We start from the raw sequence: 24289 nt of genomic DNA on the forward strand, positions 1-24289 counted from the left end.
CTTTTCATGCGCCGTTGCGCGGCGCGGTGGTTCAGTCGTTGTGGGCCGGGCCGGAATGGGGGTCCGTGTCGGAGAAGGGGCCGGAGACGGGGGCCTGCTGGGTCGCGGCGACGGCCGGCGCGTGGGTCCCGTGCGGGTGGGCGCCGCGCTCGTAGCTGGTGGGCGCGGCATTCGCCGGCAACGTGGCCTGGTCATCGTAGCGGCCGGCGGCCACCGCGTAGGATTCCTTGTTCTGCGCCGAGATGTATTCGTCGGCGAAAGCGGAAGACGTCGCAGCGGAAAGGCTGGTGGCGATCAGGGCCGCAGCAAGGATCTTGGAAGTCATCTTGGTCTTCATGGTCGTTTTCCTATCCAACCCGAAAGATCCGGGCGGGGAACGGGGCAAGACTGCTTCGCTCCTTCGATGTTGGAATTTATGTATTCGCCTGAATTTCACAAGTCACGACGTCGTGTGATTTGGAATAACAAAATTGTCATTGTGAAATTTGCAGGGCAAAGATTGCATCGGTGCACGCGTGATCTGGTGAGGAAAGAAGGTGCATGCCCAGTAAACGCGCGCGAATACTCATATCATTTGCCAACAAATGAATGTGAATATTGGGCGTGGGGCGACGGGTTTGCCGCGTCTGCAAGCGCCGGACGTCCCGTCGGATGGCGATATCCGCGCGGCGCGCGGTGGAAGGGGAGCACACGCGAAAAGCCCCGGCTTTGCGGAAGCCGGGGCTGCTGCGTAGAGGCTCGGGCTCGGGCGCCGGCTTGGCGCCCCGCCCTCACTCTCCCGGCTGGAGCGCCGGGGGATGGGCCGGGGCAGGGCCCGGGCCTTCCATCGTCCCGTGGCCGTGCTGGGTGAGCGGCCGGTTGCCCGACAACGCCCGGAGCATCACGTAGAACACCGGCGTCAGCACGATGCCGAAGAGCGTGACGCCGATCATCCCCGAGAACACCGCGATGCCCATGGCCTGCCGCATCTCGGCCCCCGCGCCGATGGAGGTGACGAGCGGCACCACGCCCATGATGAAGGCGAGCGAGGTCATGAGGATGGGCCGGAGCCGCAGCCGGCTCGCCTCGATGGCGGCGGCCACCGGGGTGCGGCCGGCGAACTCCAGCTCGCGGGCGAACTCCACGATCAGGATGGCGTTCTTGGCCGAGAGGCCCACCAGCACCACGAGCCCGATCTGGGTGAAGACATTGTTCTCCCCGCCCGCCAGCCACACCCCCGTGAGCGCCGCGAGCAGGCCCATGGGCACGATCATGATGATGGCGAGCGGCAGCATCAGGCTCTCATACTGGGCGGCCAGCACCAGGAAGACCAGGAAGATGGCCAGCGGAAACACCCACACCGCCGAGTTGCCGGCCAGGATGTCCTGGTAGGTCAGCTCGGTCCATTCGAAGGAGAAGCCCTTGGGCAGGGTCTCCTTCGCGATGCGCTCCACCGCCTGCTGCGCCTCGCCGGAGGAGAAGCCGGGGGCGGCCCCGCCGTTCACGTCCGCCGAGAGGAAGCCGTTGTAGCGCATGGCCCGCTCCGGCCCCGCCGCGGACCGCACCTTGAGCAGCGCGGAGAGCGGGATCATCTCGCCGGAGGCCGAGCGCACCTTCAGGGTGCCGATATCCTCTGGCCGGGCGCGGAACGGGGCGTCCGCCTGCACCCGCACCGTGTAGGTACGGCCGAACTTGTTGAAGTCGTTCACATAGGCCGAGCCGAGATAGATCTGCATGGTCTCGAACACGTCGGTGACCGCGACGCCCAGCTGGCGGGCCTTCACCCGGTCGATGTCGGCGAAGAGCTGGGGCACGTTCACCTGGTAGGAGGAGAACAGGCCGGCAAGCTCGGGGGCCTTCATCGCCGCGCCGAGGAAGGCCTTGGTCGCCCCGTCCAGCGCCTCGTATCCGAGGCCGGCGCGATCCTCGATCTGGAACTTGAATCCGCCGATGGTGCCGAGGCCTTGAACCGGCGGGGGCGGGAACATGGCGATCAGCGCGTCCGGGATGACGGCGAACTTCTTGTTCAGCTCCAAAGCGATGGCATTGCCGCCGAGGGCCGGCGCGCGGCGGTGCTCGAACTCGTCCAGGCCGACGAAGACGATGCCTGAGTTCGACGAATTCGTGAAACCGTTGATGGACAGGCCCGGGAAGGCGATGGCCGACTTCACCCCCGGCGTGGCGAGGGCGATGTCGCTCATCTTGCGGATCACCTCTTCCGTCCGGTCGAGGGTGGCGCCGTCGGGAAGCTGGGCAAAACCAACGAGATACTGCTTGTCCTGCCCCGGCACGAAGCCGGGCGGCACGGCGCGGAACACCACCACCGTCAGCCCCACCAGCACCAGATAGAGCCCCAGCATGATCGCCTTGTGGGCGATCACCCGCTTCACCGCCCCGCCATAGGCTGCCGAGCCACGGGTGAAGGCCTTGTTGAAGCCGCTGAAAAACCAGCCGAAAGCAAAGTCCATGAACCGCGTGAGCCGGTCCTTCGGCGCATCATGCCCCTTCAGCAGCAGGGCGGCGAGGGCGGGGGACAGGGTCAGGGAGTTGATGGCGGAGATCACCGTCGAGATGGCGATGGTGAGGGCGAACTGCTTGTAGAACTGGCCCGTCAGCCCGGTGATGAAGGCCAGCGGCACGAACACCGCGATCAGCACGAGAGCGATGGCGATGATGGGGCCCGACACCTCCTGCATGGCCCGGTAGGTGGCCTCCCGCGCCGAGAGCCCGCCCTCGATGTTGCGCTCCACGTTCTCCACCACGACGATGGCGTCATCCACCACGATGCCGATGGCGAGCACCAGCCCGAACAGGGTCAGGGCATTGATGGAGAAGCCGAAAACGTGCATCACCGCGAACGTGCCGACGATGGAGACCGGCACGGCGAGCAGCGGGATGATGGAGGCCCGCCAGGTCTGGAGGAACACGATCACCACCAGCACCACCAGGGCGACCGCCTCCAGAAGGGTATGCACCACGGCGTCGATGGAGGCGCGCACGAACTGGGTGGTGTCATAGACGATGGAATAGTCCACCCCCTCCGGCATGTTCTGCTTGATCTCCTCCATCACCCGGCGGGTGTCGTCGGCGATGCGGATGGCGTTGGAGCCCGGCGCCTGGAAGATCGGCACCGCCACCGCCTGGGTGTTGTTGAGCAGCGAGCGCAAGGCATATTCGGAGGCGCCGAGCTCGATGCGGGCGATGTCCTTCAGGAGCACGATCTGGCCGTTCGCGCCGCTCTTCACGACGATGTTGGCGAATTCCTCCTCGCTGGCGAGGCGCCCCTGCGCGTTTACCGAGAGCTGGAGGTCGAGGCCCTTCTGGCCGGGCGAGGCGCCCACCACGCCTGCGGCCGCCTGCACGTTCTGGGCCTGGATCTCGCGCACCACGTCGGCCGCGGACAGGCCATGCTCGGCCACCTTCTGCGGGTCGAGCCAGATGCGCATGGAATAGTCGCCGGCGCCGAACAGCTGCACCTGCCCCACGCCCTCGATGCGGGCGAGGCGGTCCTTCACGTTCAGAACCGCGTAGTTGCGCAGGTAGGTGGTGTCGTAGCGGTTGTTGGGGGAGATGAGGTGCACCACCATGGTGAGGTCGGGCGAGGACTTCACGGTGGTGACGCCGAGGCGCCGCACTTCCTCCGGCAGGCGCGGCTCGGCCTGGGAGATGCGGTTCTGCACCAGCTGCTGGGCCTTGTCCGGATCGGTGCCGAGGCGGAAGGTGACGGTCAGCGTCATCAGGCCGTCGGTGGTGGCCTGGCTGGACATGTAGAGCATGTCCTCGACGCCGTTGATGGCCTCCTCCAGCGGGGTCGAGACGGTCTCGGCGATCACCTTGGGGTTGGCGCCGGGATAGGTGGCGCGCACCACCACCTGCGGCGGCACCACCTCCGGATATTCCGAGATCGGCATGGCCCGCATGGCGATGAGGCCGGCGAGGAAGATGAGGACCGAGAGCACGCCCGCGAAGATGGGGCGGTCGATGAAGAAACGGGACAGGTTCATGGCACCCTCCCTCCGCGGTGCGGATGGAACGGATTTCGCGGAAACGCGGAACGAAGCGGCTCATTCCCCGGCCGGCAGGGCCGGGGCGGCAAGAAGGCGGGTGAGGGTTGCGCCGGTCGCCGGGGCGAGGCTCCCAGCGCACCCCTCACCCAACCCTCTCCCGTCCGAAACCGGATGCGGCCGGCGCCGGGGAGAGAGGGAACGAAACTCGATGTCTGCGATGCGCGGGGTCAGTTGGCCCGACTGGACGGTGCCGCTTCCGTCACGCGCATCGGCACGGCCTCCGGCGCCACCAGGGCACCGGGACGCACGCGGTGGAGGCCGTTGACCACGATGCGCTCGCCGGCGGAAAGGCCGCTGGTGACCACGCGCAGCCCGTCCACCGGAGCGCCGAGGGTCACCTCGCGCCAGACGGCCTTGTTGGCGGCATCCACCACGAAGACGAATTTCTTGTCCTGGTCCGTGCCCACCGCGCGCTCGCTCACCAGCAGGGCCGGCTCGGCGTTCGGCTGGCCCATCTCCAGGCGGGCAAACTGGCCGGGCAGGAGCCGGCCGTCGGGATTGGCGAAGCGGGCGCGCACCCGCACCGTGCCGGTGCGGGTGTCCACCTGGTTGTCCACCAGCTGCATGTGCCCTTCCACCGACATGCCGCCCGCGGAGGTGGTCATGAGCACGGGGATCCGGTCGAGCCGGTCGGAGACGTCGCCGCCACTGCCGAGGCCGGCGAGGGCGCGGGCGACGGTGGCCTCGTCAGCACTGAAGCTGGCATAGATGGGATCCACCGAGACCAGCGTGGTGAGCACCGGCGCGCCGGGGCCCGCGGCAACGAGATTGCCCACCGTGATCTCCGCCTTGCCCACCCGGCCGGACACCGGCGCGCGCACGCGGGTATAGGAGAGATTGAGCTTTGCAGCAGTGAGCTTGGCCTGCATGGCCCGCAGGCTCGCCTCGGCGGCGCGCTGAGCGTTCAGGCGCTCGTCAAGGTCGCGCTGGGAGAGCGTGCGGGTGGTGAAGAGCTTCTCGCCCCGTTCCAGCTCGTTGTGAGCCAGTTCCACGCGGGCCTGGGCGGCGGTGACCTGGGCCTCGGCCTCGTCCACATCCGCCTCGAAGGGCTCGGGATCGATGGACACGAGCAGCTCGCCGGCCTTCACCAGCGCGCCCTCGCGGAAATGGATGGCCTTGATGGCGCCGGCGACCCGCGAGCGCACCTCCACCCGCTCCACCGCCTCCAGTCGGCCGGAGAAGGTGTCGAACAGGCGGGCCTCGCGCGGTTCCACCGTGGCCACCGACACCTGCACCGCCGGGGGAGCGGCGGGCGTGGCAGCGGCCTTCTCGGCGTGGGCGCCGGTCTGCGCCGGGCCGTAGAGGAGGACGAAGGCGGTGCCGGCGGCGACCGTCGCGAGGAGCAGGGCGTTGCGTAGCCGCGTGCCGTTCCGGGCCTGCGGTGAGGCGGCCACGGTCCGGGTGTCGGTAGCGTTCGGGGCGGTGTTCGGGTCGATCATGGGGAGCGATCCTGGGGCTGTGCGATCAGAGGACGTTCGCGACCGGCTTGCGCCGACCGGGGCGTGTCGAAGCGAAGAAACGGGAAAAGAGGGTCCGCAGCGCCTCGCTCCAGCAGGGGGGCGATGCGTCGAGCGCCGCAGCCGTGCCTTCGGGCGGCTGTGTCAGGTTGTCGGGCCAATGGGTCGGGCCGGGCAGGAGATCGAGCTCGGTCGCGACCCCCGACTGCTCCAGCACCCGGGCATAGCGGGTCGCCTCGTCCCGCAGCGGGCAGTCCTGCGCGCTCACCACCAGTGCCGGCGGCAGGCCCTTGAGGCGGGAGGAGGCGAGCGGCGCGGCATAGGGGTGGGCGGCCTTGTCGGGGGAGCCGAGATATTTCTGCCAGCCGTCCGCATACTTGCAGCCGCAGGCGCCGGCCTCCGCCGCGCGCAGGGAGGCGGTGGCGAGGCTCGGGTCAAGCATGGGCGACACGAGGATCTGGCCGGCGAGCGGCGGATGCTGCTGGTCACGCGCCATCATGGCGAGGCCGGCGGCGAGGTTGCCACCCGCTTCCTCCCCCGCCACATAAAGCGGGGCGCCGCGCCCGGCGAGGTCGGCGCGCCGGCCGTAGAGGGCGCCGAGCGCAGCGAATGCGGTGGTCAGGGCGAACGGAAACGGATGCTCGCAGGCGAGCGGATAGTCCGCCGACACCACCACCGCACCGGCGGCGGCCAGGAGCGCCGCGATGCAGGCGCCGCCCTCCAGCGTGCCGCCGGTGAAGGCGCCGCCGTGAAGGTGCAGCACCAACGGGGCAGCGCCCTTTCCGGGCCTGTCGCCATAGAGGCGGGCCGGCAGGGCGCCAGCTTCCGTCTCGATTGCGATGTCGCGCCAGTGGGTTGTCATGGTCGTCGTCCGAAGGGTTGGCCGAAGGAGCGGCCTTATGCAGTGCACCAAACATATTTTGGGGCGACTGCCGGATAAATGCCTCCTTCTTGACCACATTGTTCCTGCAGGTGAACAATAGGCGTATTTCCGGGAGGCTGATCGGACGTTCATGGACCAGCTTGCTGCAATGCGGGCGTTCGTGCAGGTGGTGGAGACGGGCAGTTTCACCCGCGCCGCCGCGCTCCTCGACATGCCCAAGGCGACCCTCACCAAGCACGTGCAGTCGCTGGAGGGCCACTTGCGCACGCGCCTGCTCAACCGCACCACGCGGCGCGTCATCGTCACGCCGGACGGGGCCGCCTATTACGAGCGGGCGCTTGTCATCCTCGCCGACCTCGCCGAATTGGACGGGTCGCTGTCCTCCGCCCAGGCCGTTCCGCGCGGGCGGCTGCGCATCGACATCTCACCCTCCCTCGCGACCCGCATCCTCATTCCGGCGCTGCCCGAGTTCTTCGCGCGCCATCCCGACATCATGCTCGACGTGGGCTGCACCGATCGGCCGGTGGACCTGCTCGGCGAGAATGTGGACTGCGTGATCCGCGTGGGCGAGATCCAGGATCCCAACCTCATCGCCCGGCGCATCGGGGAGATGCATTTCGTGACGGTGGCGGCGCCGTCCTACATCGCCCGCCACGGCATGCCGGCCCATCCGCTGGAGCTGGACGAGTGCCACCACACCCTCCGCTATTTCAGCGCACAAACCGGCCGTTCCTTTCCCCTCGAGTTCGAGCGCGACGGGGAGGAACTGGTGGTGTCCGGCCGCTACCAGGTGGCCACGAATGACGGCAACGCCTATGTGGCGGCGGGGCTCGAGGGGCTCGGCATCATGGTGTCGCCGCTGTTCATGGTGGAGGACCATGTGCGCTCTGGCGCGCTGGTGCCGGTGCTGACGGACTGGAGCGCGGGCGAGATGCCGGTGCATGTGGTCTACCCGCCCACCCGCCATCTCACGAGCCGCCTGCGCGTCTTCGTGGACTGGACGGCGGAGCTCTTCGCCCGCCTGGACCTGGCGCGGCGGCTTCAGTCGTCCGAATAACGCTCCTCGGCCCAGGGGTCGCCGCGCATGTGGTAGCCCCGCGCCTCCCAGAAGCCGGCAGTGTCGCGGGCGATGAACTCGATGCCCTTCAGCCACTTGGCGCTCTTCCAGAAATAAAGGTGCGGCACCACGAGGCGCACCGGCCCGCCATGCTCGCGGGTGAGCGGGGCGCCTTCCCAGGAATGGGCCACGAGCGCGTCCTCGGCGGCGAAGTCCTCCAGGAGGAGGTTGGTGGTGTAGCCGTCGGAGGAGTGCAGCATCACCGCCGCCGCATGGGGCGCGGGGCGGATGATATCCAGCAGGTCGCGAGTCGCGACGCCCTCGAAGGTGTTGTCGTAGCGCGACCAGGTGGTCACGCAATGGATGTCGGACACGTTCCGGCTCTGCGGCAGGGCGCGGAAGTCGTCCCAGCCCAGGGACAGGCGGTTCTCGACGGCGCCGGTGACGTCGAGGCGGAAGTTGGTCGGGGTCACCTGCGGCGTGAGGCCGAGGTCCAGCACCGGCCAGTCTTTCACCAGATGCTGGCCGGGCGGCAGGCGCTCGGTATCCGCGCGGGCGACGCGGCCGGTGAGAAAGCGGCCTTCCTCGGCCCAGCGCTGCTTGGTGGTGGTGAGCTTGGTGTCTGGCGGCAGAACGGTTTCGCGGGTTGGTTCGCTCATGGGGGCAGCTCCGGCGAGCGGGATAGGCATCCATGATGCCACGGCATGCCAGCCCTTCCTATGCGCCGGAAGCTTGCCCTCTCGCCCTTGTTATGGGAGAGCCACCCGCAGCAATCGAGGATGGACGGCAAGGCGGACGGAATGAGCGTGGCCCAGGAGCCTGCGAGTGTCACGGCGGCGGGGCCGCAATTCGCGGATCTCACCGCGGACCTCGCTGCGCGCCTTCCGGGGCTGCGCGGCAGCCTCACCGCCAATGCCTCCTTGGCCGATCTGACCTGGTTCCGGGTAGGCGGGCCGGCGCAGGTGCTGTTCCTGCCGGCGGACGCGGACGATCTCGCCTATTTCCTCGCCGGCCTGCCGGCGGAGGTGCCGGTGACGGTCATCGGCCTCGGCTCCAACCTCATCGTGCGCGATGGCGGCGTGCCGGGGGTGGTCATCCGGCTCGGGCGCGGCTTCACCGACATCGAGGTGGAGGGCCTCCGCATCACCGCCGGCGCCGGCGTGCCGGATGTGAAGGTGGCGCGGGCGGCGGCGGATGCGGGCATCGCCGGCTTTTCCTTCCTGCGCGGCATTCCCGGCGCCATCGGCGGTGCGTTGCGCATGAATGGCGGAGCCTATGGCGGGGAGACCAGGGACGTGCTGGTGCGCGCCGAGGCCGTCACCCGGGCCGGCGAGAAGGTGAGCTTCTCCAACGCCGGCATGGGCTTCACTTATCGCCATTGCGGCGTGCCGGAGGATGTGATCTTCACCCGCGCCGTGTTCGAGGGGCGGACGGGGGACGCCGCCGTGATCGCCGCCGAGATGGCGAAGATCACCGAGAGCCGGGAGGCGACCCAGCCCATCAAGAGCCGCACCGGCGGCTCCACCTTCAAGAACCCGCCCGGCACCAGCGCCTGGAAGCTGGTGGATGCCGCCGGCTGCCGGGGGCTGACCATTGGCCGGGCGCAGGTCTCCGAGTTGCACACCAATTTCCTCATCAACCTGGGCGGGGCCACTGCGGCCGAGATCGAGGGCCTGGGGGAAGAGGTGCGCCGCCGGGTGAAGGCGGCATCGGGCGTCACGCTCGACTGGGAAATCAAGCGCATCGGCCTGCCCCTCGCGGGTGCGCCGGCGGGGCATTAGCAAAGCCGCAAGGCGAGGGCGCCATGGTGTGGCGCCCGGGTGGGAAGGCCCGGCGCCCGATACGGGCCGGAACAGAACGGGAATAGGCTTATGGCGAAACATGTGGCGGTGCTCATGGGCGGCTGGTCCAGCGAGCGCGAAGTCTCCCTGCGCTCCGGCGCCGCCTGCGCCAGGGCCCTGGAGGCGGCCGGCTACCGGGTGACGCAGGTGGATGTCGGCCGCGACGTGGCCGAGGTGCTGGCGCGCCTGAAGCCGGACGTGGCGTTCAACGTGCTGCACGGCTGCCCGGGCGAGGATGGCACCATCCAGGGCATTCTGGAGATCCTGCGGATTCCCTACAGCCATTCCGGCGTGCTCGCCTCGGCGCTGGCCATGGACAAGGCGCAGGCGCGAATCATGCTGGCCGCCGCCGGCGTGCCGGTGGCGAAGGGCGGCATCGTCTCCCGCGCCGCCGCGGCGAAGGCCCATGTGATGGCCCCGCCTTATGTGCTGAAGCCCAATGCGGGCGGTTCCAGCGTCGGCGTCTACATCGTGCGCGAGGACCAGGCCCATCCGCCGCAGGAGTTGACCCGGCCGGACTGGTCCCATGGAGAAAATCTTCTTGTGGAAGAATTCATCGCCGGCCTGGAGCTGACCTGCGCGGTGATGGGCGACAAAGCCCTTGGGGTGATCGAAATCGAGTCGACGCAGAAGTTTTACGATTACGAAAGCAAGTATGCACCGGGCGGCTCCAGCCACATCCTTCCGGCCCGCATTTTACCTGAAATTTACCAACGGGTGCAGATGTTAAGCCTCACGGCGCACCGAGCTCTCGGGTGCCGGGGGGTGTCGCGGAGCGACTTCAGGTTCGATCCGGCGAGGGAGGGGGCATCCGGCCTCGTCTGTCTCGAGGTGAACACCCAGCCCGGCATGACCGAGACGTCTCTGGTGCCAGAACTGGCGGCCCACGCGGGCATCTCATTCGGCGAGCTTGTGACATGGATGGTGGAGGACGCGTCGCTGGAGCGTTGAGACCCCGCCCCGGCAATGGGGGAAGGTCCGCGCAGCGGCCTGTCCCCGCTCCGCCGCCCGGCCGTCACAAGCGCCTTCCCCTGGAACCGCGCCCGGCGAGCCGCACGGCCATCCTGCTCCGGCGCCTGACCGTCCGCCTCGGCTCGACCCGGCTCGGGCGGCGCAGCGCCAGCCTCCTCGCCCTCGCTGTGGTGGGCGGCTTCTCGGTCTACGGCATCGTCCTCGGCGGACATGTGGAAGCCGCTAAGGAAATCGGCCTCGATGTCGCCGATGCCGCCGGCAACGTGGCGGGCTTCAAGGTCAAGGAAGTCAACATCTCCGGCCACAATCACGTGACGCCGGCCGAAATCCTCGAAGCCGCCGGCATCAAGTCCTCCACCTCCATCCTGTTCGTGAACGCCGACGAGACCCGCGCCCGGCTCGAGCAGCTGCCGTGGATCCAGTCCGCGAGCGTGCGCAAGTTCTACCCCGACCGCATCGATATCTCGATCGCCGAGCGCCAGGCCTTCGCCTTGTGGCAGAGTGGCGGCGAGATCCGGGTGATCGCCCGCGACGGCACCCCCATCGCCCCCTATTCCGATGATTCGCGCTACCTGCAGCTGCCCATCGTGGTGGGCGAGGGCGCGGAGAAGCGCGTGGGCGACATCGTCGATGCGCTGGCGCGGCTGCCGGCGCTGCGCGACCAGGTGCGGGCCGCCATCCTCGTCGCCGAGCGCCGCTGGACGCTGAAGATGCGCAACGGCATCGACGTGCGCCTGCCCGAGACCGGCATGGACGAGGCGCTGGTGGCCCTCATGGATCTCGATCGCGACAAGAAGCTGCTCAGCCGCGACATCACCATCATCGACCTGCGCCTGCCCGACCGGGTGGTGGTGCGCCTGTCGGACGCTGCCGCCGACGCCCGTGCCCAGATGCTCAAGGCGCGGGCCAAGGCCAAGAAAGGAGGCCCCGCATGAGGCAGAGGCTCGCCCAGGGCTTCGCGCCGAAGATGCGCCCGCTGCCGCAGAAGAAGAGCGGCATCGTGGGCGTGCTCGATATCGGCACCAGCAAGGTGGTATGCGCCATCGCCCGCCTCAAGCCGCGCGGGGCGTCGGACGTGCTGACCCGGCGCACCCACGCCATCGACGTGCTGGGCATCGGCCACACCCGCGCCCATGGCATCAAGGGCGGCGTGGTGGTGGACATGGCCAAGGCCGAGCTGGCTATCCGCCAGGCGGTGGACATGGCCGAGCGTGCCTCCGGCGTGCAGATCGCCTCGGTGGTGGTTGGCGTCTCCGGCGGCCGACTGGCCTCCCAGCATTATGAGGCCGCGGTGCGGCTCACCGCGCCGGCGGTGGAGGAATTCGATATCCGCCGCGTGCTGGAAGCCGCCTCGACCTATGCGGTGGGCGACGGCCGGGCGGTGATGCATGCGCTGCCCGTGGGCTATTCGCTGGATGGCCGCCGCGGCATCGGTGAGCCGTGCGGCATGCTGGGCCGCGAGCTCGGCGCCGACATGCACGTGATCACGGCGGACCTCACCGCGCTCAAGAACCTGGTGCTGTGCGTGGAGCGCTGTCACCTCACCATCGAGGCCATGGTGGCGGCCCCCTATGCGGCGGCGCTCTCCTCCCTCACCGACGACGAGATGGAACTGGGCGTCACCCTCATCGACATGGGGGCGGGAACGACCACCTTCTCCATCGTCGCCGGCGGCCACTGCCTCTATGTGGATGGCGTGGCGCTGGGTGGCCAGCACATCACCAACGACGTGGCCCGCGGCCTGCCCGCGCGGCTCGCCGACGCGGAGCGCCTGAAGGCGCTGCATGGCGCGGTCGTGGCCGTCTCCTCCGACGAGCACGACATGCTGACCGTGCCGCCCTTGTCAGGTGATTCGCGCGACCAGCCGCACATGGTTCCCAAATCGCGCCTCGTCACCATCGTCCGTCCGCGGGCGGAAGAAATCGTGGAGCTGGTGCGCGACCGCCTGAAGGCCTCCGGGCATGCGGGTGACGCGGGGCGGCGCATCGTCCTCACGGGCGGCGCGGCGCAGTTGCAGGGGTTGGCGGATCTCGTGGCGCGGCTCATCGGGCCGCAGGTGCGAATCGGCCGTCCGCTTGGTGTCTCGCGCCTTCCGGAAGCGGCGCGCGGCACAGCTTTCGCAGTGACCGCCGGCCTGCTCGTTTACCCGCAGGTGGCCGGCCTCGAGCATTTCGAGCCGCGCCGCCGCCAGGCCGTCGTGGGCGAAAGCCCGAATTATTTCGGCCGCGTCGGACGCTGGCTGAAGGACAGCTTTTAGACATGGTTAACGAAAGCTGCCGTAACAAAGAGGTCATCAAGGATTCGCGAGCGGCGGACAGGGCCGATCGGGACGGAGCAAAAGCATGACGATCAACCTTCAGATGCCCGACATTCGTGAGCTTCGTCCCCGGATCACGGTGTTCGGTGTGGGTGGTGCCGGGGGCAACGCGGTTAACAACATGATCACCTCGGGGCTCCACGGCGTGGAGTTCGTGGTGGCCAACACCGACGCCCAGGCCCTCGCCCTCACCAAGGCCGAGCGCGTGGTGCAGATGGGCGTGGCGGTGACCGAGGGCCTCGGCGCCGGGTCCCAGCCCGAGGTCGGCCGCGCCGCCGCCGAGGAAGTCATCGACGAGATCCGTGACCACCTGTCCGGCTCGCACATGGTGTTCATCACCGCCGGCATGGGCGGCGGCACCGGCACCGGCGCCGCCCCGGTGGTGGCCCGCGCCGCCCGCGAGCTCGGCATCCTCACGGTGGGCGTGGTGACCAAGCCCTTCCACTTCGAGGGCGCCCGCCGCATGCGCGTCGCCGAGCACGGCATCAGCGAGCTGCAGAAGAGCGTTGATACCCTCATCGTCATCCCGAACCAGAACCTGTTCCGGGTGGCGAACGAGAAGACCACCTTCGCCGACGCCTTCGCCATGGCCGACCAGGTGCTCTACTCCGGCGTCGCCTGCATCACCGACCTGATGGTGAAGGAAGGCCTCATCAACCTCGACTTCGCCGACGTCCGAGCCGTGATGCGCGACATGGGCAAGGCCATGATGGGCACCGGCGAGGCCTCCGGCGAGAAGCGCGCCCTGCAGGCGGCGGAAGCCGCCATCGCCAACCCGCTGCTGGACGAGACCTCCATGCGCGGCGCCGGCGGCCTGCTCATCTCCATCACCGGCGGCAAGGACATGACGCTGTTCGAGGTGGACGAGGCGGCGACCCGCATCCGCGAGGAAGTGGATCCCGACGCCAACATCATTCTCGGCGCCACCTTCGACGAGGTGCTGGACGGCATCATCCGCGTGTCCGTGGTGGCCACCGGCATCGATCCGGCCGTGATCCCCGAGCAGCTCGCCCCGGTCACCGACCGCTTCCCCGAGCTCGCCGGCCGCAAGATGTCCAACGCCGGCCGCGCCGCCGTCGAGGCGACCCGCGAGGCGCAGATCCGCAGCGCCGTCGCCGCCATCAGCGCCGACGACCTGATCGGTCTCGACGATGCGGGCCAGTCGCCCCAGTCGTTCGCGCCGAACGCGCCGGCTCAGCCCGCTCCGGCCGCCCCCCAGCCGGCCCCGGCCGAGCGTGCGGTCGCCATCGACGACGTGACCATCCGCACGGCTCCCCCGAAGGCCAACACCTACTTCGCGGAGCCGGAGCCCCCGGCCCAGCCCGCGCCGGTGATGGACGACGAGTTCGCGCCCTACATTCCGCCGCAGGGCCAGCGCCCGCGGTCCCCGCGCATGCCGCGCGTGGACGAGCTGCCGCTGCCCGCCCAGAACCAGATCCGCGCCCAGCGCGGCGAGCCGCCGGTGGCCCAGGCGCAGCCGGACAAGAAGCGCATGACCCTGCTGCAGCGTCTCGCTCACGTGGGTCGCCGCGATGAGCCGGAGCCCGAGCCCGTCCGCCGCGAGCAGCCGAGCATGCGGGCTCCCGACCGGCGCGGCATGGACCCCCGCCAGGGTGACCCTCGCCAGGGCGATCCGCGTCAGGGCGAACCCCGCCAGGGCGATCCACGCATGGAAGGCCGCGGCGACGTGCGCCCGACCCTGCCCGGCCGTCCCGGCGAGCCCGTCTCGGAGTTTGCCAAGCGCCCCCCGGCCCGCCCCGCCGCGGAAGTCCCCTCCCGCCCGGCACCGCACCGCGGCGATGAGGACGACCAGCTGGAGATCCCCGCCTTCCTGCGCCGCCAGGCGAACTGACGGATCCATCACGAACGGCCCGACGGGCATGCCTGCCGGGCCGTTCGCTTGCCATATTCGGGAGCAGTGCGACGTGTGCGAAATCGGGCGCTGCCCGGCGGTCCGTTGATGCGGAGCAGAGGGAGCATCCGGGGGCGCGATTCGCGCCGGGACACTGCGGCGGAAGCCTCACACAGCGTGTAACAAACTCTGCGGGAGCCCGCGGTCCGCGTCCGGTAAGTATCTGATAGTTAATGAAAATTTGACGCGTAAGCTTGGTAACAGAGGGTAAGCAAGCGTGATTTGGCGTCGCCCCTCGAGGCGACTAGGGTGCAACCCACCAAAAGCGTTCCACACGTCTCGCGTTGACAGTTTCTTCGTACAACCGAGGCGAAAGTGGGAAGGCAAGGTGAAAGTTTGTGGGAAGGAATGCGGCGGCCAAAGGCCCCGAAGCCTTCCCGGAAATGGGACGGCACCGGACATGCAGACCACTCTGGCTCGCGAGATCGCCCTTAAAGGTGTCGGCGTTCATGCCGGGGTCGAAGCGACCCTCACCCTGAAGCCAGCTCCCGCGAATACCGGTATCGTCTTCATCCGTTCCTTCGCCGACCAGGCGCCCCGCAAGGCCACCGTGAGCCGCACCTCCGTGCAGGCGACCGACCTCGCCACCGTTCTGGGTGATCGCTCCGGCGCTCTCGTTTCCACCGTCGAGCATGTGCTGGCCGCCTTCAGCGGGCTTGCGATCGACAATGCGATCGTCGAGATCGACGGCCCCGAGGTTCCGATCCTCGACGGCAGCGCCGCCGATTTCGTCGCCGCCGTGGACGCCGTGGGCGTGGCCGAGGTGCGCGGCAAGCGCAAGTATCTCAAGATTCTCAAGCCTGTCCGCGTCGAGAATGGCGCGTCCTTCGGTGAGCTTCTGCCCTACGACGCCGGCTTCCGCCTTGAGGTGGAGATCGAGTTCGGCCATGAGGCGATCGGTCGTCAGCGTTTCGCTGCCACCATGTCTCCCGGGGTCTTCCGCCGCGAGCTCGCTGCTGCCCGCACCTTCGGCTTCCTGAAGGATGTGGAGCGCCTGCGCGCTGCAGGCTATGCCCGCGGCGCCGCGCTCGAAAACACCGTCTGCCTCGACGAGGGCGGCGTGATCAATCCCGACGGCCTGCGCTTCTCCGACGAGTTCGTGCGCCACAAGGCCCTTGATGCGGTGGGGGACCTCGCCCTCGCCGGCATGCCCCTGCTGGCGCGCTATCGCTCCTTCCGTGGCGGTCACAAGCTGAACTTCCAGGTGGTGGACGCCCTGTTCGCCGACCGCTCCGCTTATGCCATCGTCGAGGCACCTGCCCGTCCGGTGCGCGAGGTGGTGGGCGCGGATCTCGGCGTGGCGAGCCCGGTACCGGTCTTCGCTCCGGAGATCTGACCGACGTCCCTTCCGGTTCTGAAAGGCGTCCGAAGCCACTTCGGGCGCCTTTTGCTTTCGCGTGGGGCCTCCATGGCCAGGCTCATCAAGCTTCGTTGACGCTGCGGAGGCATGTGATCCCGCCAGGTGATCGGGCTCCGGCCGCTCTTGCGACAAGATCGTGAGCCGGCGTTGCGGGAGTGACACACTCGCCCGCTCCCGAAGGCCCGTCGGTATCCCCGCCGCCTGGCCGCCACATTGCGGACGGAAAGGCCCTATAGCGCGGAGGCTGCATGTTTTCCTCGAAGCTTGACGGGCGGGGTCCAGGCGTCTGCGGGTGAAACATGGTCGCGGCATGCGTGCGCGGGGCTCGGGCCTCGGGTATCGGGTGTCCAGGTTCCGGGGAAGGGGGATTTGCGCAGAGCGCGATTTCCCTTGGCCGGCACCTCAGTTACAAGCAACGCCATCGGGCGCGGGACGGAAGCTGAACCGTGATGCGATTCTTTAACGAGGCCCTGCACGCGCGCGCTGTTGTCCGTGGCGTCGCGCTCGCGCTTACCCTGTCCATGGGCGCGCTCCTTGCCGGCTGCGCCGCCGACAAGGACGACGTGCTCATTCCGGATGAGCCTGCGGAGAAGATCTACAATGAGGGTCTGACCCTCCTGCGGCGTCAGGAGCCGGAGAAAGCGGCCAAGCGATTCGAGGATGTCGACCGCACGCACCCCTATTCGGAGTGGGCGCGCAAATCCCTCATCATGACCACCTACGCCAATTTCGAGGCCGGAAAGTACGACGAGGCGATTGCCTCGGGCCGCCGCTACGTGGCGCTCTACCCTGGCTCGCAGGATGCCGCCTATGCGCAGTATCTCGTTGCCTCGGCCCTCTACGAGAACATTCCCGACATCAGCCGCGACCAGCGCAAGACCCGCCAGGCCCTGGATGCCCTTGAGGATGTGGTGCGCAAGTATCCAAATACGGAATACGCGGCGACGGCGAAGAAAAAAATCGAGGTGGCGCGCGATCAGCTGGCTGGCAAGGAAATGGCCATCGGTCGCTACTATCTGGAGCAGCGGAACTACACAGGTGCCATCAACCGCTTCAAGATCGTGGTGACGCAGTATCAGACCACCCGCCAGGTGGAAGAGGCGCTGATGCGCCTCACCGAGGCCTATATGGCCCTGGGCGTGGTGAGCGAGGCGCAGACCGCTGCCGCCGTGCTCGGCTATAACTTCCCCGACAGTCCGTGGTATAAGGACGCCTACAAGCTGGTTCAGGCCGGTGGCTCCGAACCGCAGGAAAACAAGGCGTCCTGGATCAGCCAGGCGTTCAAGAAGGCGGGGCTTGGCTGATCATCCATGTTGGCTGCGCTCTCGATCCGGGACATCGTCCTTATCGAGAAGCTCGATCTCACCTTGTCCGAGGGCCTCACGGTCCTGACCGGTGAGACGGGGGCTGGCAAATCCATTCTGCTTGATGCCGTATCCCTCGCCCTCGGTGGGCGGGGCGACGGCACGCTCGTTCGCCACGGGACGCAGAAGGGGCAGGTGACGCTCACCTTCGACCTGTCCGTCGACCATCCCGCCCACGCCGTCCTCGCCGCTGCCGAGCTGCCCGACGAGGGGCCCCTCGTGATTCGCCGTATCCAGATGGCGGACGGGCGCACCCGTGCCAGCGTGAACGAGGAGCCGGTGAGCGTGCAGACGCTCCGGCAGATCGGCGCGAGCCTCATTGAGCTGCACGGTCAGCACGACGACCGGGCGCTGGTGGATCCGGCGAGCCACCGCACCCTGCTCGACGCTTTCGGCGGGGTCGCGGCGCAGGCGGAGCGGGTGGGCATCCTCTGGCGGGCGTGGCGCGCCGCGCACTCGGAGGCGCGCGCGGAGCGCCAGCGCCTTGAGACGGCGGCGCGGGAGGCGGATTTCACCCGCCATGCCGTGGAAGAGCTGAAGGCCCTTGCCCCGGAGCCCGGGGAAGAGGCCGCCCTTGCCGAGCGCCGCACGGGCATGATGCGTGCGGAGAAGGTCGCCGCCGATCTTGACGAGGCGCTGGACGCCGTGGCCGGCGGCGCCTCGCCCATTCCTTCGCTGGCCGCCGCCGTCCGTCGCCTGGAGCGCCGGGCCGGGGAGGCTCAGGACCTCGTGCGGCCGGCGGTGGAGGCCATCGACCAGGCCCTCGACGCCCTTGAGACGGCGCGGGCTCACCTGGAAGCGGCGATTGCCGATGCAGCCTTCGAGCCGGCGGAACTGGAGCGGATCGAGGAGCGGCTTTTCGCCCTGCGCGCTGCCGCCCGCAAATATGGCGGCACGCCGGACGACCTGCCTGGCATTGTCGTGCGCTTCTCCGATGAGCTGGAACGGCTCGACCAGAGCGCTGCAACCCTGGCGCGCCTGGAAAAGCAGGTGGCGGCGGCGGAAGCCGCCTATCGTGCCGCGGCTGATGCGCTTTCCAGGGAACGCCACACGACCGCAGCCGTGCTCGACGCGGCCGTGGGGGCTGAGTTGCCCCCCCTGAAGCTGGAGCGCGCCGCCTTCATCACCAAGGTGACGAGCGACCCGCAGGCGGCGGGGGCCGACGGCTATGATCAGGTGGAGTTCTGGGTCCGCACCAATCCGGGCACCCGGCCCGGCCCGCTGATGAAGGTCGCGTCGGGGGGCGAGCTGTCGCGCTTCCTGCTGGCGCTGAAGGTGGTGCTGGCCGACCGGGGCTCGGCGCCCACCCTCATCTTCGACGAGATCGACACGGGCGTTGGCGGCGCGGTGGCCGACGCCATAGGCCAGCGCCTCGGCCGCCTTGCGCAAAAGGTCCAGGTGCTGTGCGTGACCCATGCCCCCCAGGTGGCGGCGCGGGCGCTGCACCATCTGCTCATCGCCAAGGCAACGGCCGACGGTGCCCCCGATCAGGACGCCCCGGTCACGACGCGGGTGGCGCCCCTCACCGCCTCGACCCGCCGCGAGGAGATTGCCCGGATGCTGGCCGGCGCAAGCGTGACGCCGGAGGCCCGCGCCGCAGCCGACCGCCTGCTGAAGGCGGGGCGATAGCGCCGGATTCGCTGGCGGCGGGCTTACTCGACCGCAGGCTTGGCCTGCCGCAGGGACTTCACATGCCCTCGGCGCTCCTTGGCCGCGAGCCGGCGCTCCTTGGAGGCAAGGGTCGGCCGCGTGGCCCGGCGGGCTGGCATGACAATTGTGGCGCTGCGCAGCAGCTCCACCAGGCGGGTGAGCGCATCCTCACGGTTGCGCTCCTGGGTGCGGAAGCGCTGCGCCTGGATGATGATGACCCCGTCCTGGGTCATGCGCTTGCCGGCAAGGCGCGGCAGGCGTTCCTTCACCCCATCCGGCAGATGGGGAGAGCCCCAGGCATCGAAGCGCAGCTGAACGGCGCTCGACACCTTGTTCACATTCTGGCCGCCAGGTCCCGATGCACGCACGAACGCAAGCTCGATCTCATCTTCGGAGATGGCGATGCGCGGGGTGATCTCGATCATGGCGGACCTTGGGACGTGGGCCGGTCAGCCGGCGGTGAGGCTGAACGGATAACGCGTTCCGCCGTTTTCACCTAGAGCCGGTTCCTGGCGGATTGCCGTGGCCGCCAGGCTGGGGGCGTCGCCCTTCAGATGGCGTGGCGATTCGCCGTGGGCCCGAAATGCTCCACATAGCGCGGGCTAATGACCGAGACCGGCAGGATGATGAGCACGTCGGTGGTCCCGAACTGATGGTCCACCACCGCCCCGTCCCCCACGAAGCCGCCGAGCCGCAGGTACCCCTTGATGAGGGGCGGAAGCGCCTGCAGCGCCGCCTTCGGGCTGATGTCCTCCTTCGCCATCCGATCCATCGCCACGTAGCGGGCGTCGATGGCACGGGCGCGCCATTCCTCCGGCGCCAGCGCATTGTGGTGAAGGAACGAAAGCGGCAGCGCGAGCTCCGCCGGGTCGGTGCCCTCCAGGCTGGCGCACCCGAACATGGCGTCGATCTTGTTGCGCAGGATGTAGGTCCATACCCCGTGCCACAGGAGCTCCACCGTGCGCTTGTTGCGGTAGGGCTTCAGCACGCATGAGCGGCCAAGTTCCAGGAACTTGTGCGTCGGATGGGTGTCGATGACCCGGGTCACGTCGAATTCGCCCTGGGTGTAGAAACCGCCATGACGCCCCGCCACTTCCTGCCGCAGCAGGCGGTAGGTGCCGACGACCTTGGGCTTGCGACGGCCGAGCACCATCTTGCCGGCGTCATGATCCAGCACCAGCAGGTGCTCGCAGATGGTGTCGAAGCTGTCCATATCCCGGCGGGCGATGCGCGCCGTCGCGTCCGGAACGGCGGACATTTCCTCGTAGAACACCTTGTAGCGGAGCCGTTGCGCGCGGCGCACATCCCGCGCCGTGCGGGCGAGCCGGACCTCCAGAGCGCCGATGCGACCGAGGACGATGCCGTCCTCGTCATGCGGCAGCGCATCCTTGTGACGGATCCCGGAATAGGCCCGCAAATCGGTGACGAGCTTCTGGGGGGCGGGCAGCAGCGGCTTATCGCCGGCGAAGATGGGGCCAATCTTCTCGAAGGGCGCAGGCAGGGGCCCGCTCGTCCCGAACAAGGGCACGCGCCGCCCCGCAGGATCCCGGGCGAAATCCCTGGCCAGGTCCTTCGCGAAGTCCTTGGCCAAGTCGCGGGCGACGTCGATCCCGCGCCCGACGAGGGCTGGCAGGTTGAAGCCGGGCTCCGTCTCTCCGGAACGTTTCATGTAACGACCCCCTCCCAGAGCCGCCACTGGCGGTCACCGAACGATAATCCGGGGCGAAGCCAGCGTTTAGCGGGCTTCGCCGCCTCGGTGGCCGCGCGCCATGAGGCTTTCAGGCCGTCATGAAACCGAGCGTAACGTGCTACGCGCACCCGCCCCGCGCCGGCGACCCTCCTCATCCTCCGCCTCGCGAGCGGCAGGATGTGAATGTTACCAACACCATAATTTTCCAACGGTCATGTGACAATGGCGTGGGTCGCCCCTGTGGTGCATTGCTTGCCGCCGGAGGGTCCTGGTGGTACCCGCAGCCAGGGGGCGACGCCGGCGATTCCTCGCCACCGCCCGGATGCACGGGGGCATATGAACATGAAGACGGTCGCCAACGCCGCCGCGGCGCTGTGCCTTGCTGCCGGCCTCGCATGCCCTGGCCCACTGTTCGCTCAGGCCCCGCTGCGGCCGACCCCTACCGAGGTGAACAGCGTCTTTGTCCAGGGTGTCGGTCAGGTGACGGTCTTCACCTACCGGGCTCAGTTCGTGTCGGCGGATCCGGCAACCCGCCGCGTGGTGCTGGAGCTTCCCAACGGCCGGCGCTGGGCGGTGATCGCCCCGCCGATCATCGGCGACCTGACCGCTTTCGAGAATGGCCAGACGCTCATCATCAGCGTCGCCCCCGGCGAGGTGACCGGGCTGGGCAAGGCGCGCCAGGGCCGGCCGGGCGAGCTGGTGAACGAGGTCGCGCTGAACGCCGGCCTGCCGGGCTGGCCCGAAGGCTTTGGCGTGCGCGAGGTGACGATCACCACCATCTTCGTCGATATCAACAAGCAGAACGGCACCGTCACCTTTGAAGGGCTCGACGGCGTGGTGCGGACGATGAAGGCTGCCAACCCCAATGTCCTGGCCGATCTGCAGCAGGTGGAGCCCGGCGACCTCGCCCAGATCTCCTATCTCGAAGGTCTCACAATCAACGCCATCCGTTGACGCCTTCAGGTTTGCGCCCGCCGCGTTGGCGGCGACCCGCGGCCAGGGCATGGTGATTGGTATCATATTACGCTCGGCTCAGGCCGCGGCCCGAGGCCGTTCGGCCGCCGCGCGGTAGGCCAGTGCTTCGGCGAGGTGGCGGCGGCCGACCGTCTCCATTCCGTCGAGGTCGGCAAGGGTCCGGGCCACCTTCAGCACCCGGTGGTATCCACGGGCGCTAAGGCGCATGGCGTCCGCCGCATCGCGCAGCAAGGTCATGCCGGCGGCGTCGGGGGTGGCCACCTGCTCGAGGAGAGGGCCGGAGACCTGCGCATTGGTGTGCACGTCCGGCCGCCCGAGGGCGGCGTAGCGCTCCATCTGGATCTCCCGCGCCAGGGCCACCCGCGCCGCCACCTCCCGCGAGCCTTCGGCGGGGGCCGGCAGGACCAGGTCCGAGGCCGAGACGGCCGGTACCTCCAGATGAAGGTCGATGCGGTCGAGGAACGGGCCGGAGAGGCGTGCCTGGTATTCGTCGGCGCAGCGTGGGCCGCGCTTGCAGGTGAAGCCCGGCTCGCCCGCCCGGCCGCAGCGGCACGGGTTCATGGCCGCGATCAGCTGGAAGCGGGCGGGGTAGGTGACGCGGTGGTTCGCCCGCGCGATCAACACATCGCCGGTCTCCAGAGGCTGGCGCAGGCTGTCGAGCACCTGGGGCGAGAATTCGGGCAGCTCGTCCAGGAACAGCACGCCGTTGTGGGCGAGGGAGACCTCGCCCGGCTTTGCCTTGGCGCCGCCGCCCACCATGGCCGCCATGCTGGCCGAATGGTGTGGCGCGCGGAACGGGCGACGGTCCATCAGCGCGCCGTCCTCGATGGCGCCGGCCACCGATGCGATCATGGACACGTCCAGCATCTCCGCCGGGGTGAGCGGCGGCAGGATTGAGGGCAGGCGCTGCGCCAGCATGGACTTGCCGGCCCCCGGCGGGCCGATGAAAAGCAGGTTGTGCCCCCCGGCCGCGGCCACCTCCAGCGCCCGCTTGGCGGTTTCCTGGCCCTTCACGTCCTTCAGGTCGAGCATGGAGTCCACCGGCGCCTTCATGCGCGGCTCGGGCCGGTTCATCACCTGGCGACCGGTCATGTGGTTGGCGAGCTGGATGAGGGATTGCGGCGCCAGGATCTCCATCTCCGGGCTCGCCCAGGCGGCCTCCGCGCCGCACGGGGCGGGACAGATGAGCCCGTGGCCGCGGGCGTTTGCCCCGATGGCGGCCGGCAGCACGCCGGCCACCGCCGCGATGGCGCCGTCGAGCGCCAGCTCGCCGACGACGGTGAAGCCGTTGAGGGCATCGGAGGGGATGGCGCCGATGGCCGCCATCAGTCCCAGCGCGATGGGCAGGTCGTAATGGGAGCCTTCCTTGGGCAGGTCCGCCGGCGCGAGATTGACCGTGATGCGCCGCGCCGGGAGGGCCAGGCCGGAGGCGATGAGGGCGGCGCGCACCCGTTCCCTGGCTTCGGACACCGCCTTGTCGGGCAGGCCGACGATGGTGAAGGCCGGCAGGCCGGCGGCGACATGCACCTGCACGTCCACGGGGCGCGCGTCCACCCCCTCGAATGCAACCGTTGCCACCCGCTGGATCACAGCCCGCCCCCCTCTGGACTGTCCCTTACGGTAACGGAGGCTGCCCCTTGCGACAAGAACGAAAGTGGAACAATTTCGCTTGCGCGTCCGGTTGGCGCAGATATGCTCCGCAGGATTTCTCCGGGAGGTCGAGGTCATGGGCACGGAAGCTGTGGGCACGCGCGGCCACGAGGCACATGTGGCGCAGATGTTCGGCCCGCAGGCCGCGGCCTATGTGGCGAGCGCCGTGCACGCGCGCGGTGCGGACCTGGAAGCCCTCGGCGCCCTGCTGGAGGAGGCCCGGCCCGGCCGCGTGCTCGATCTCGGGTGCGGCGGCGGGCATGTGAGCTTCGCGGCGGCGCCGTTCGCCGGCGAGGTGGTGGCCTACGATCTGTCCGAGGACATGCTGGCCGCGGTGGCGGCGGAGGCGGTCCGCCGCGGGCTCGGCAACATCGCCACGCGGCAGGGCGTCGCCGAGCGGCTGCCGTTTGACGACGCATCGTTCGACATGGTGGCCTCGCGCTTCAGCGCGCACCATTGGCGGGACGTGCCGGCCGCGCTCCATGAGGTGCGGCGCGTGGTGAAGGCCGGCGGCCTCGTGGTGATGATGGATGTGATCGCGCCCGACTGGCCGGTGGCCGACAGCTTCCTGCAGGCCGTCGAGATCCTGCGCGATCCCTCCCACGGGCGCGACTATTCGGAGGCGCAGTGGGTGGATTTCGCCGAGGGCGCGGCTCTGCGGCCCATGCGCTCCGCCCGTCGGCGGCTGCGGCTCGACTTCACCTCCTGGGTGGAGCGCATCCGCACGCCGGAGCTGCACGTGGCCGCCATCCGCTCTTTGTTCGCCGGCGCGAGCACGGATGTGGCAAGCCATTTCGAGATCGAGGCGGACGGCTCCTTCACCATCGACACGCTGACGCTGGAGCTGGAGGCGGTCTGACGCGGGGGTGATGCTGATCGGGGCGGCGCGCCCCGAGGGCAGGGGCGTGCCGGAGCCGGCGCTGGGGCCTGCCTAGCCGGGAGCGGTTCAGGGCGTAATCGGCCGTGTGGGCGCAGACGGCCCCGGTGCTCGCCCTTCGCGGGAGGGTGGAGCGCTTGGTCTGCTTTTTCTCGAGCCCGGCCGCCCGCGCCCCTCGATCGGGAGGGTGCCCAGGCTTTGCTGTGCGGGGGCGTCCCTCGCGTTCCGCGATGCCTCC

19 protein-coding genes are annotated in these 24289 nt (G+C 69.0%); 11 read left to right on the forward strand and 8 right to left on the reverse strand.

From position 1 onward, the window contains the following. Positions 1 to 31: 31 nt before the first annotated feature. The 4 genes from V5F59_RS00460 to V5F59_RS00475 form a co-directional block, all read right to left on the reverse strand. Complete coding sequence (locus V5F59_RS00460; RefSeq protein ID WP_393979285.1) at positions 32 to 337, reverse strand: hypothetical protein; 306 nt, start codon at positions 335 to 337, stop codon at positions 32 to 34. Positions 338 to 770: 433 nt separating this feature from the next. Next, positions 771 to 3983, reverse strand: coding sequence for an efflux RND transporter permease subunit (locus V5F59_RS00465; protein ID WP_393979287.1), 3213 nt, complete (start codon positions 3981 to 3983; stop codon positions 771 to 773). A 230-nt stretch (positions 3984 to 4213) separates the two neighbouring features. Then, positions 4214 to 5485: an efflux RND transporter periplasmic adaptor subunit gene (locus tag V5F59_RS00470; protein ID WP_393979289.1), complete on the reverse strand. Its 1272-nt coding sequence runs from the start codon at positions 5483 to 5485 to the stop codon at positions 4214 to 4216. Between the two features lie 25 nt (positions 5486 to 5510). Beyond that, entirely contained in the window at positions 5511 to 6365 is an 855-nt protein-coding gene (locus V5F59_RS00475; protein WP_393979291.1) for an alpha/beta hydrolase, read from the reverse strand. A 151-nt stretch (positions 6366 to 6516) separates the two neighbouring features. Here V5F59_RS00475 and V5F59_RS00480 point away from each other — a divergent pair, with 151 nt between their 5' ends. Beyond that, a complete protein-coding gene (locus V5F59_RS00480) occupies positions 6517 to 7443 on the forward strand; it encodes a LysR family transcriptional regulator (RefSeq protein ID WP_393979293.1) in 927 nt (308 codons plus the stop codon). Here V5F59_RS00480 and V5F59_RS00485 read toward each other — a convergent pair. Continuing rightward, positions 7428 to 8102, reverse strand: coding sequence for a sulfite oxidase-like oxidoreductase (locus tag V5F59_RS00485; RefSeq protein WP_393979295.1), 675 nt, complete (start codon positions 8100 to 8102; stop codon positions 7428 to 7430). The genes V5F59_RS00480 and V5F59_RS00485 overlap by 16 nt on opposite strands. 141 nt (positions 8103 to 8243) lie before the next feature. Here V5F59_RS00485 and murB point away from each other — a divergent pair, with 141 nt between their 5' ends. The 8 genes from murB (at position 8244) to recN (ending at position 18838) form a co-directional block, all read left to right on the forward strand. Continuing rightward, a complete protein-coding gene (murB, locus tag V5F59_RS00490; RefSeq protein WP_393979763.1) occupies positions 8244 to 9224 on the forward strand; it encodes a UDP-N-acetylmuramate dehydrogenase in 981 nt (326 codons plus the stop codon). Between the two features lie 90 nt (positions 9225 to 9314). After that, positions 9315 to 10235: a D-alanine--D-alanine ligase gene (locus tag V5F59_RS00495; protein WP_393979297.1), complete on the forward strand. Its 921-nt coding sequence runs from the start codon at positions 9315 to 9317 to the stop codon at positions 10233 to 10235. Continuing rightward, positions 10232 to 11191, forward strand: a complete 960-nt coding sequence (locus tag V5F59_RS00500) for a cell division protein FtsQ/DivIB (protein WP_393979299.1) — start codon at positions 10232 to 10234, stop codon at positions 11189 to 11191. Before V5F59_RS00495 ends, V5F59_RS00500 begins: the two co-directional genes overlap by 4 nt. After that, complete coding sequence (gene ftsA / locus V5F59_RS00505; protein WP_393979301.1) at positions 11188 to 12513, forward strand: cell division protein FtsA; 1326 nt, start codon at positions 11188 to 11190, stop codon at positions 12511 to 12513. Before V5F59_RS00500 ends, ftsA begins: the two co-directional genes overlap by 4 nt. Before the next feature lie 85 nt (positions 12514 to 12598). Continuing rightward, positions 12599 to 14425 carry a cell division protein FtsZ gene (gene ftsZ, locus V5F59_RS00510; RefSeq protein ID WP_393979303.1) on the forward strand — a complete coding sequence of 609 codons (1827 nt, stop codon included), beginning with the start codon at positions 12599 to 12601 and terminating at the stop codon, positions 14423 to 14425. Between the two features lie 460 nt (positions 14426 to 14885). Further along, a complete protein-coding gene (lpxC, locus tag V5F59_RS00515; protein WP_393979305.1) occupies positions 14886 to 15821 on the forward strand; it encodes a UDP-3-O-acyl-N-acetylglucosamine deacetylase in 936 nt (311 codons plus the stop codon). Between the two features lie 473 nt (positions 15822 to 16294). Further along, positions 16295 to 17149 (forward strand): outer membrane protein assembly factor BamD, encoded by an 855-nt coding sequence (locus V5F59_RS00520; protein WP_393979765.1) that lies wholly within the window; start codon positions 16295 to 16297, stop codon positions 17147 to 17149. Between the two features lie 6 nt (positions 17150 to 17155). Continuing rightward, positions 17156 to 18838 (forward strand): DNA repair protein RecN, encoded by a 1683-nt coding sequence (recN, locus tag V5F59_RS00525; protein ID WP_393979307.1) that lies wholly within the window; start codon positions 17156 to 17158, stop codon positions 18836 to 18838. Between the two features lie 23 nt (positions 18839 to 18861). On the opposite strand, the gene arfB is transcribed toward recN, so the two are convergent. Then, positions 18862 to 19284, reverse strand: coding sequence for an alternative ribosome rescue aminoacyl-tRNA hydrolase ArfB (gene arfB / locus V5F59_RS00530; protein ID WP_393979309.1), 423 nt, complete (start codon positions 19282 to 19284; stop codon positions 18862 to 18864). A gap of 125 nt (positions 19285 to 19409) precedes the next feature. Next, positions 19410 to 20528 (reverse strand): l-ornithine N(alpha)-acyltransferase, encoded by a 1119-nt coding sequence (gene olsB / locus V5F59_RS00535; protein ID WP_393979311.1) that lies wholly within the window; start codon positions 20526 to 20528, stop codon positions 19410 to 19412. Between the two features lie 357 nt (positions 20529 to 20885). Between olsB and V5F59_RS00540 the strand changes: the two genes are divergently transcribed. After that, positions 20886 to 21503 carry a hypothetical protein gene (locus V5F59_RS00540; protein WP_393979313.1) on the forward strand — a complete coding sequence of 206 codons (618 nt, stop codon included), beginning with the start codon at positions 20886 to 20888 and terminating at the stop codon, positions 21501 to 21503. Positions 21504 to 21581: 78 nt separating this feature from the next. On the opposite strand, the gene V5F59_RS00545 is transcribed toward V5F59_RS00540, so the two are convergent. Further along, positions 21582 to 23114 (reverse strand): YifB family Mg chelatase-like AAA ATPase, encoded by a 1533-nt coding sequence (locus tag V5F59_RS00545; RefSeq protein WP_393979315.1) that lies wholly within the window; start codon positions 23112 to 23114, stop codon positions 21582 to 21584. Positions 23115 to 23250: 136 nt separating this feature from the next. On the opposite strand from V5F59_RS00545, the gene V5F59_RS00550 reads away from it, so the two are divergent. Next, positions 23251 to 24033: a class I SAM-dependent methyltransferase gene (locus tag V5F59_RS00550; protein WP_393979317.1), complete on the forward strand. Its 783-nt coding sequence runs from the start codon at positions 23251 to 23253 to the stop codon at positions 24031 to 24033. The last annotated feature ends 256 nt before the right edge of the window (positions 24034 to 24289 follow it).

Origin of the sequence: Xanthobacter nonsaccharivorans (genome assembly GCF_043194755.2) — a bacterium.
In the GTDB taxonomy this organism is placed as follows: domain Bacteria; phylum Pseudomonadota; class Alphaproteobacteria; order Rhizobiales; family Xanthobacteraceae; genus Xanthobacter; species Xanthobacter autotrophicus_G.

What these genes read in the sequence shown, in the direction of transcription:
- V5F59_RS00460 (WP_393979285.1), bottom strand. Translation starts at nt 337, where the DNA reads ATGAAGACCAAGATGACTTCCAAGATCCTTGCTGCGGCCCTGATCGCC.
- V5F59_RS00465 (WP_393979287.1), bottom strand. Translation starts at nt 3,983, where the DNA reads ATGAACCTGTCCCGTTTCTTCATCGACCGCCCCATCTTCGCGGGCGTG.
- V5F59_RS00470 (WP_393979289.1), bottom strand. Translation starts at nt 5,485, where the DNA reads ATGATCGACCCGAACACCGCCCCGAACGCTACCGACACCCGGACCGTG.
- V5F59_RS00475 (WP_393979291.1), bottom strand. Translation starts at nt 6,365, where the DNA reads ATGACAACCCACTGGCGCGACATCGCAATCGAGACGGAAGCTGGCGCC.
- V5F59_RS00480 (WP_393979293.1), top strand. Translation starts at nt 6,517, where the DNA reads ATGGACCAGCTTGCTGCAATGCGGGCGTTCGTGCAGGTGGTGGAGACG.
- V5F59_RS00485 (WP_393979295.1), bottom strand. Translation starts at nt 8,102, where the DNA reads ATGAGCGAACCAACCCGCGAAACCGTTCTGCCGCCAGACACCAAGCTC.
- murB (WP_393979763.1), top strand. Translation starts at nt 8,244, where the DNA reads ATGAGCGTGGCCCAGGAGCCTGCGAGTGTCACGGCGGCGGGGCCGCAA.
- V5F59_RS00495 (WP_393979297.1), top strand. Translation starts at nt 9,315, where the DNA reads ATGGCGAAACATGTGGCGGTGCTCATGGGCGGCTGGTCCAGCGAGCGC.
- ftsA (WP_393979301.1), top strand. Translation starts at nt 11,188, where the DNA reads ATGAGGCAGAGGCTCGCCCAGGGCTTCGCGCCGAAGATGCGCCCGCTG.
- ftsZ (WP_393979303.1), top strand. Translation starts at nt 12,599, where the DNA reads ATGACGATCAACCTTCAGATGCCCGACATTCGTGAGCTTCGTCCCCGG.
- lpxC (WP_393979305.1), top strand. Translation starts at nt 14,886, where the DNA reads ATGCAGACCACTCTGGCTCGCGAGATCGCCCTTAAAGGTGTCGGCGTT.
- V5F59_RS00520 (WP_393979765.1), top strand. Translation starts at nt 16,295, where the DNA reads ATGCGATTCTTTAACGAGGCCCTGCACGCGCGCGCTGTTGTCCGTGGC.
- recN (WP_393979307.1), top strand. Translation starts at nt 17,156, where the DNA reads ATGTTGGCTGCGCTCTCGATCCGGGACATCGTCCTTATCGAGAAGCTC.
- arfB (WP_393979309.1), bottom strand. Translation starts at nt 19,284, where the DNA reads ATGATCGAGATCACCCCGCGCATCGCCATCTCCGAAGATGAGATCGAG.
- olsB (WP_393979311.1), bottom strand. Translation starts at nt 20,528, where the DNA reads ATGAAACGTTCCGGAGAGACGGAGCCCGGCTTCAACCTGCCAGCCCTC.
- V5F59_RS00540 (WP_393979313.1), top strand. Translation starts at nt 20,886, where the DNA reads ATGAACATGAAGACGGTCGCCAACGCCGCCGCGGCGCTGTGCCTTGCT.
- V5F59_RS00550 (WP_393979317.1), top strand. Translation starts at nt 23,251, where the DNA reads ATGGGCACGGAAGCTGTGGGCACGCGCGGCCACGAGGCACATGTGGCG.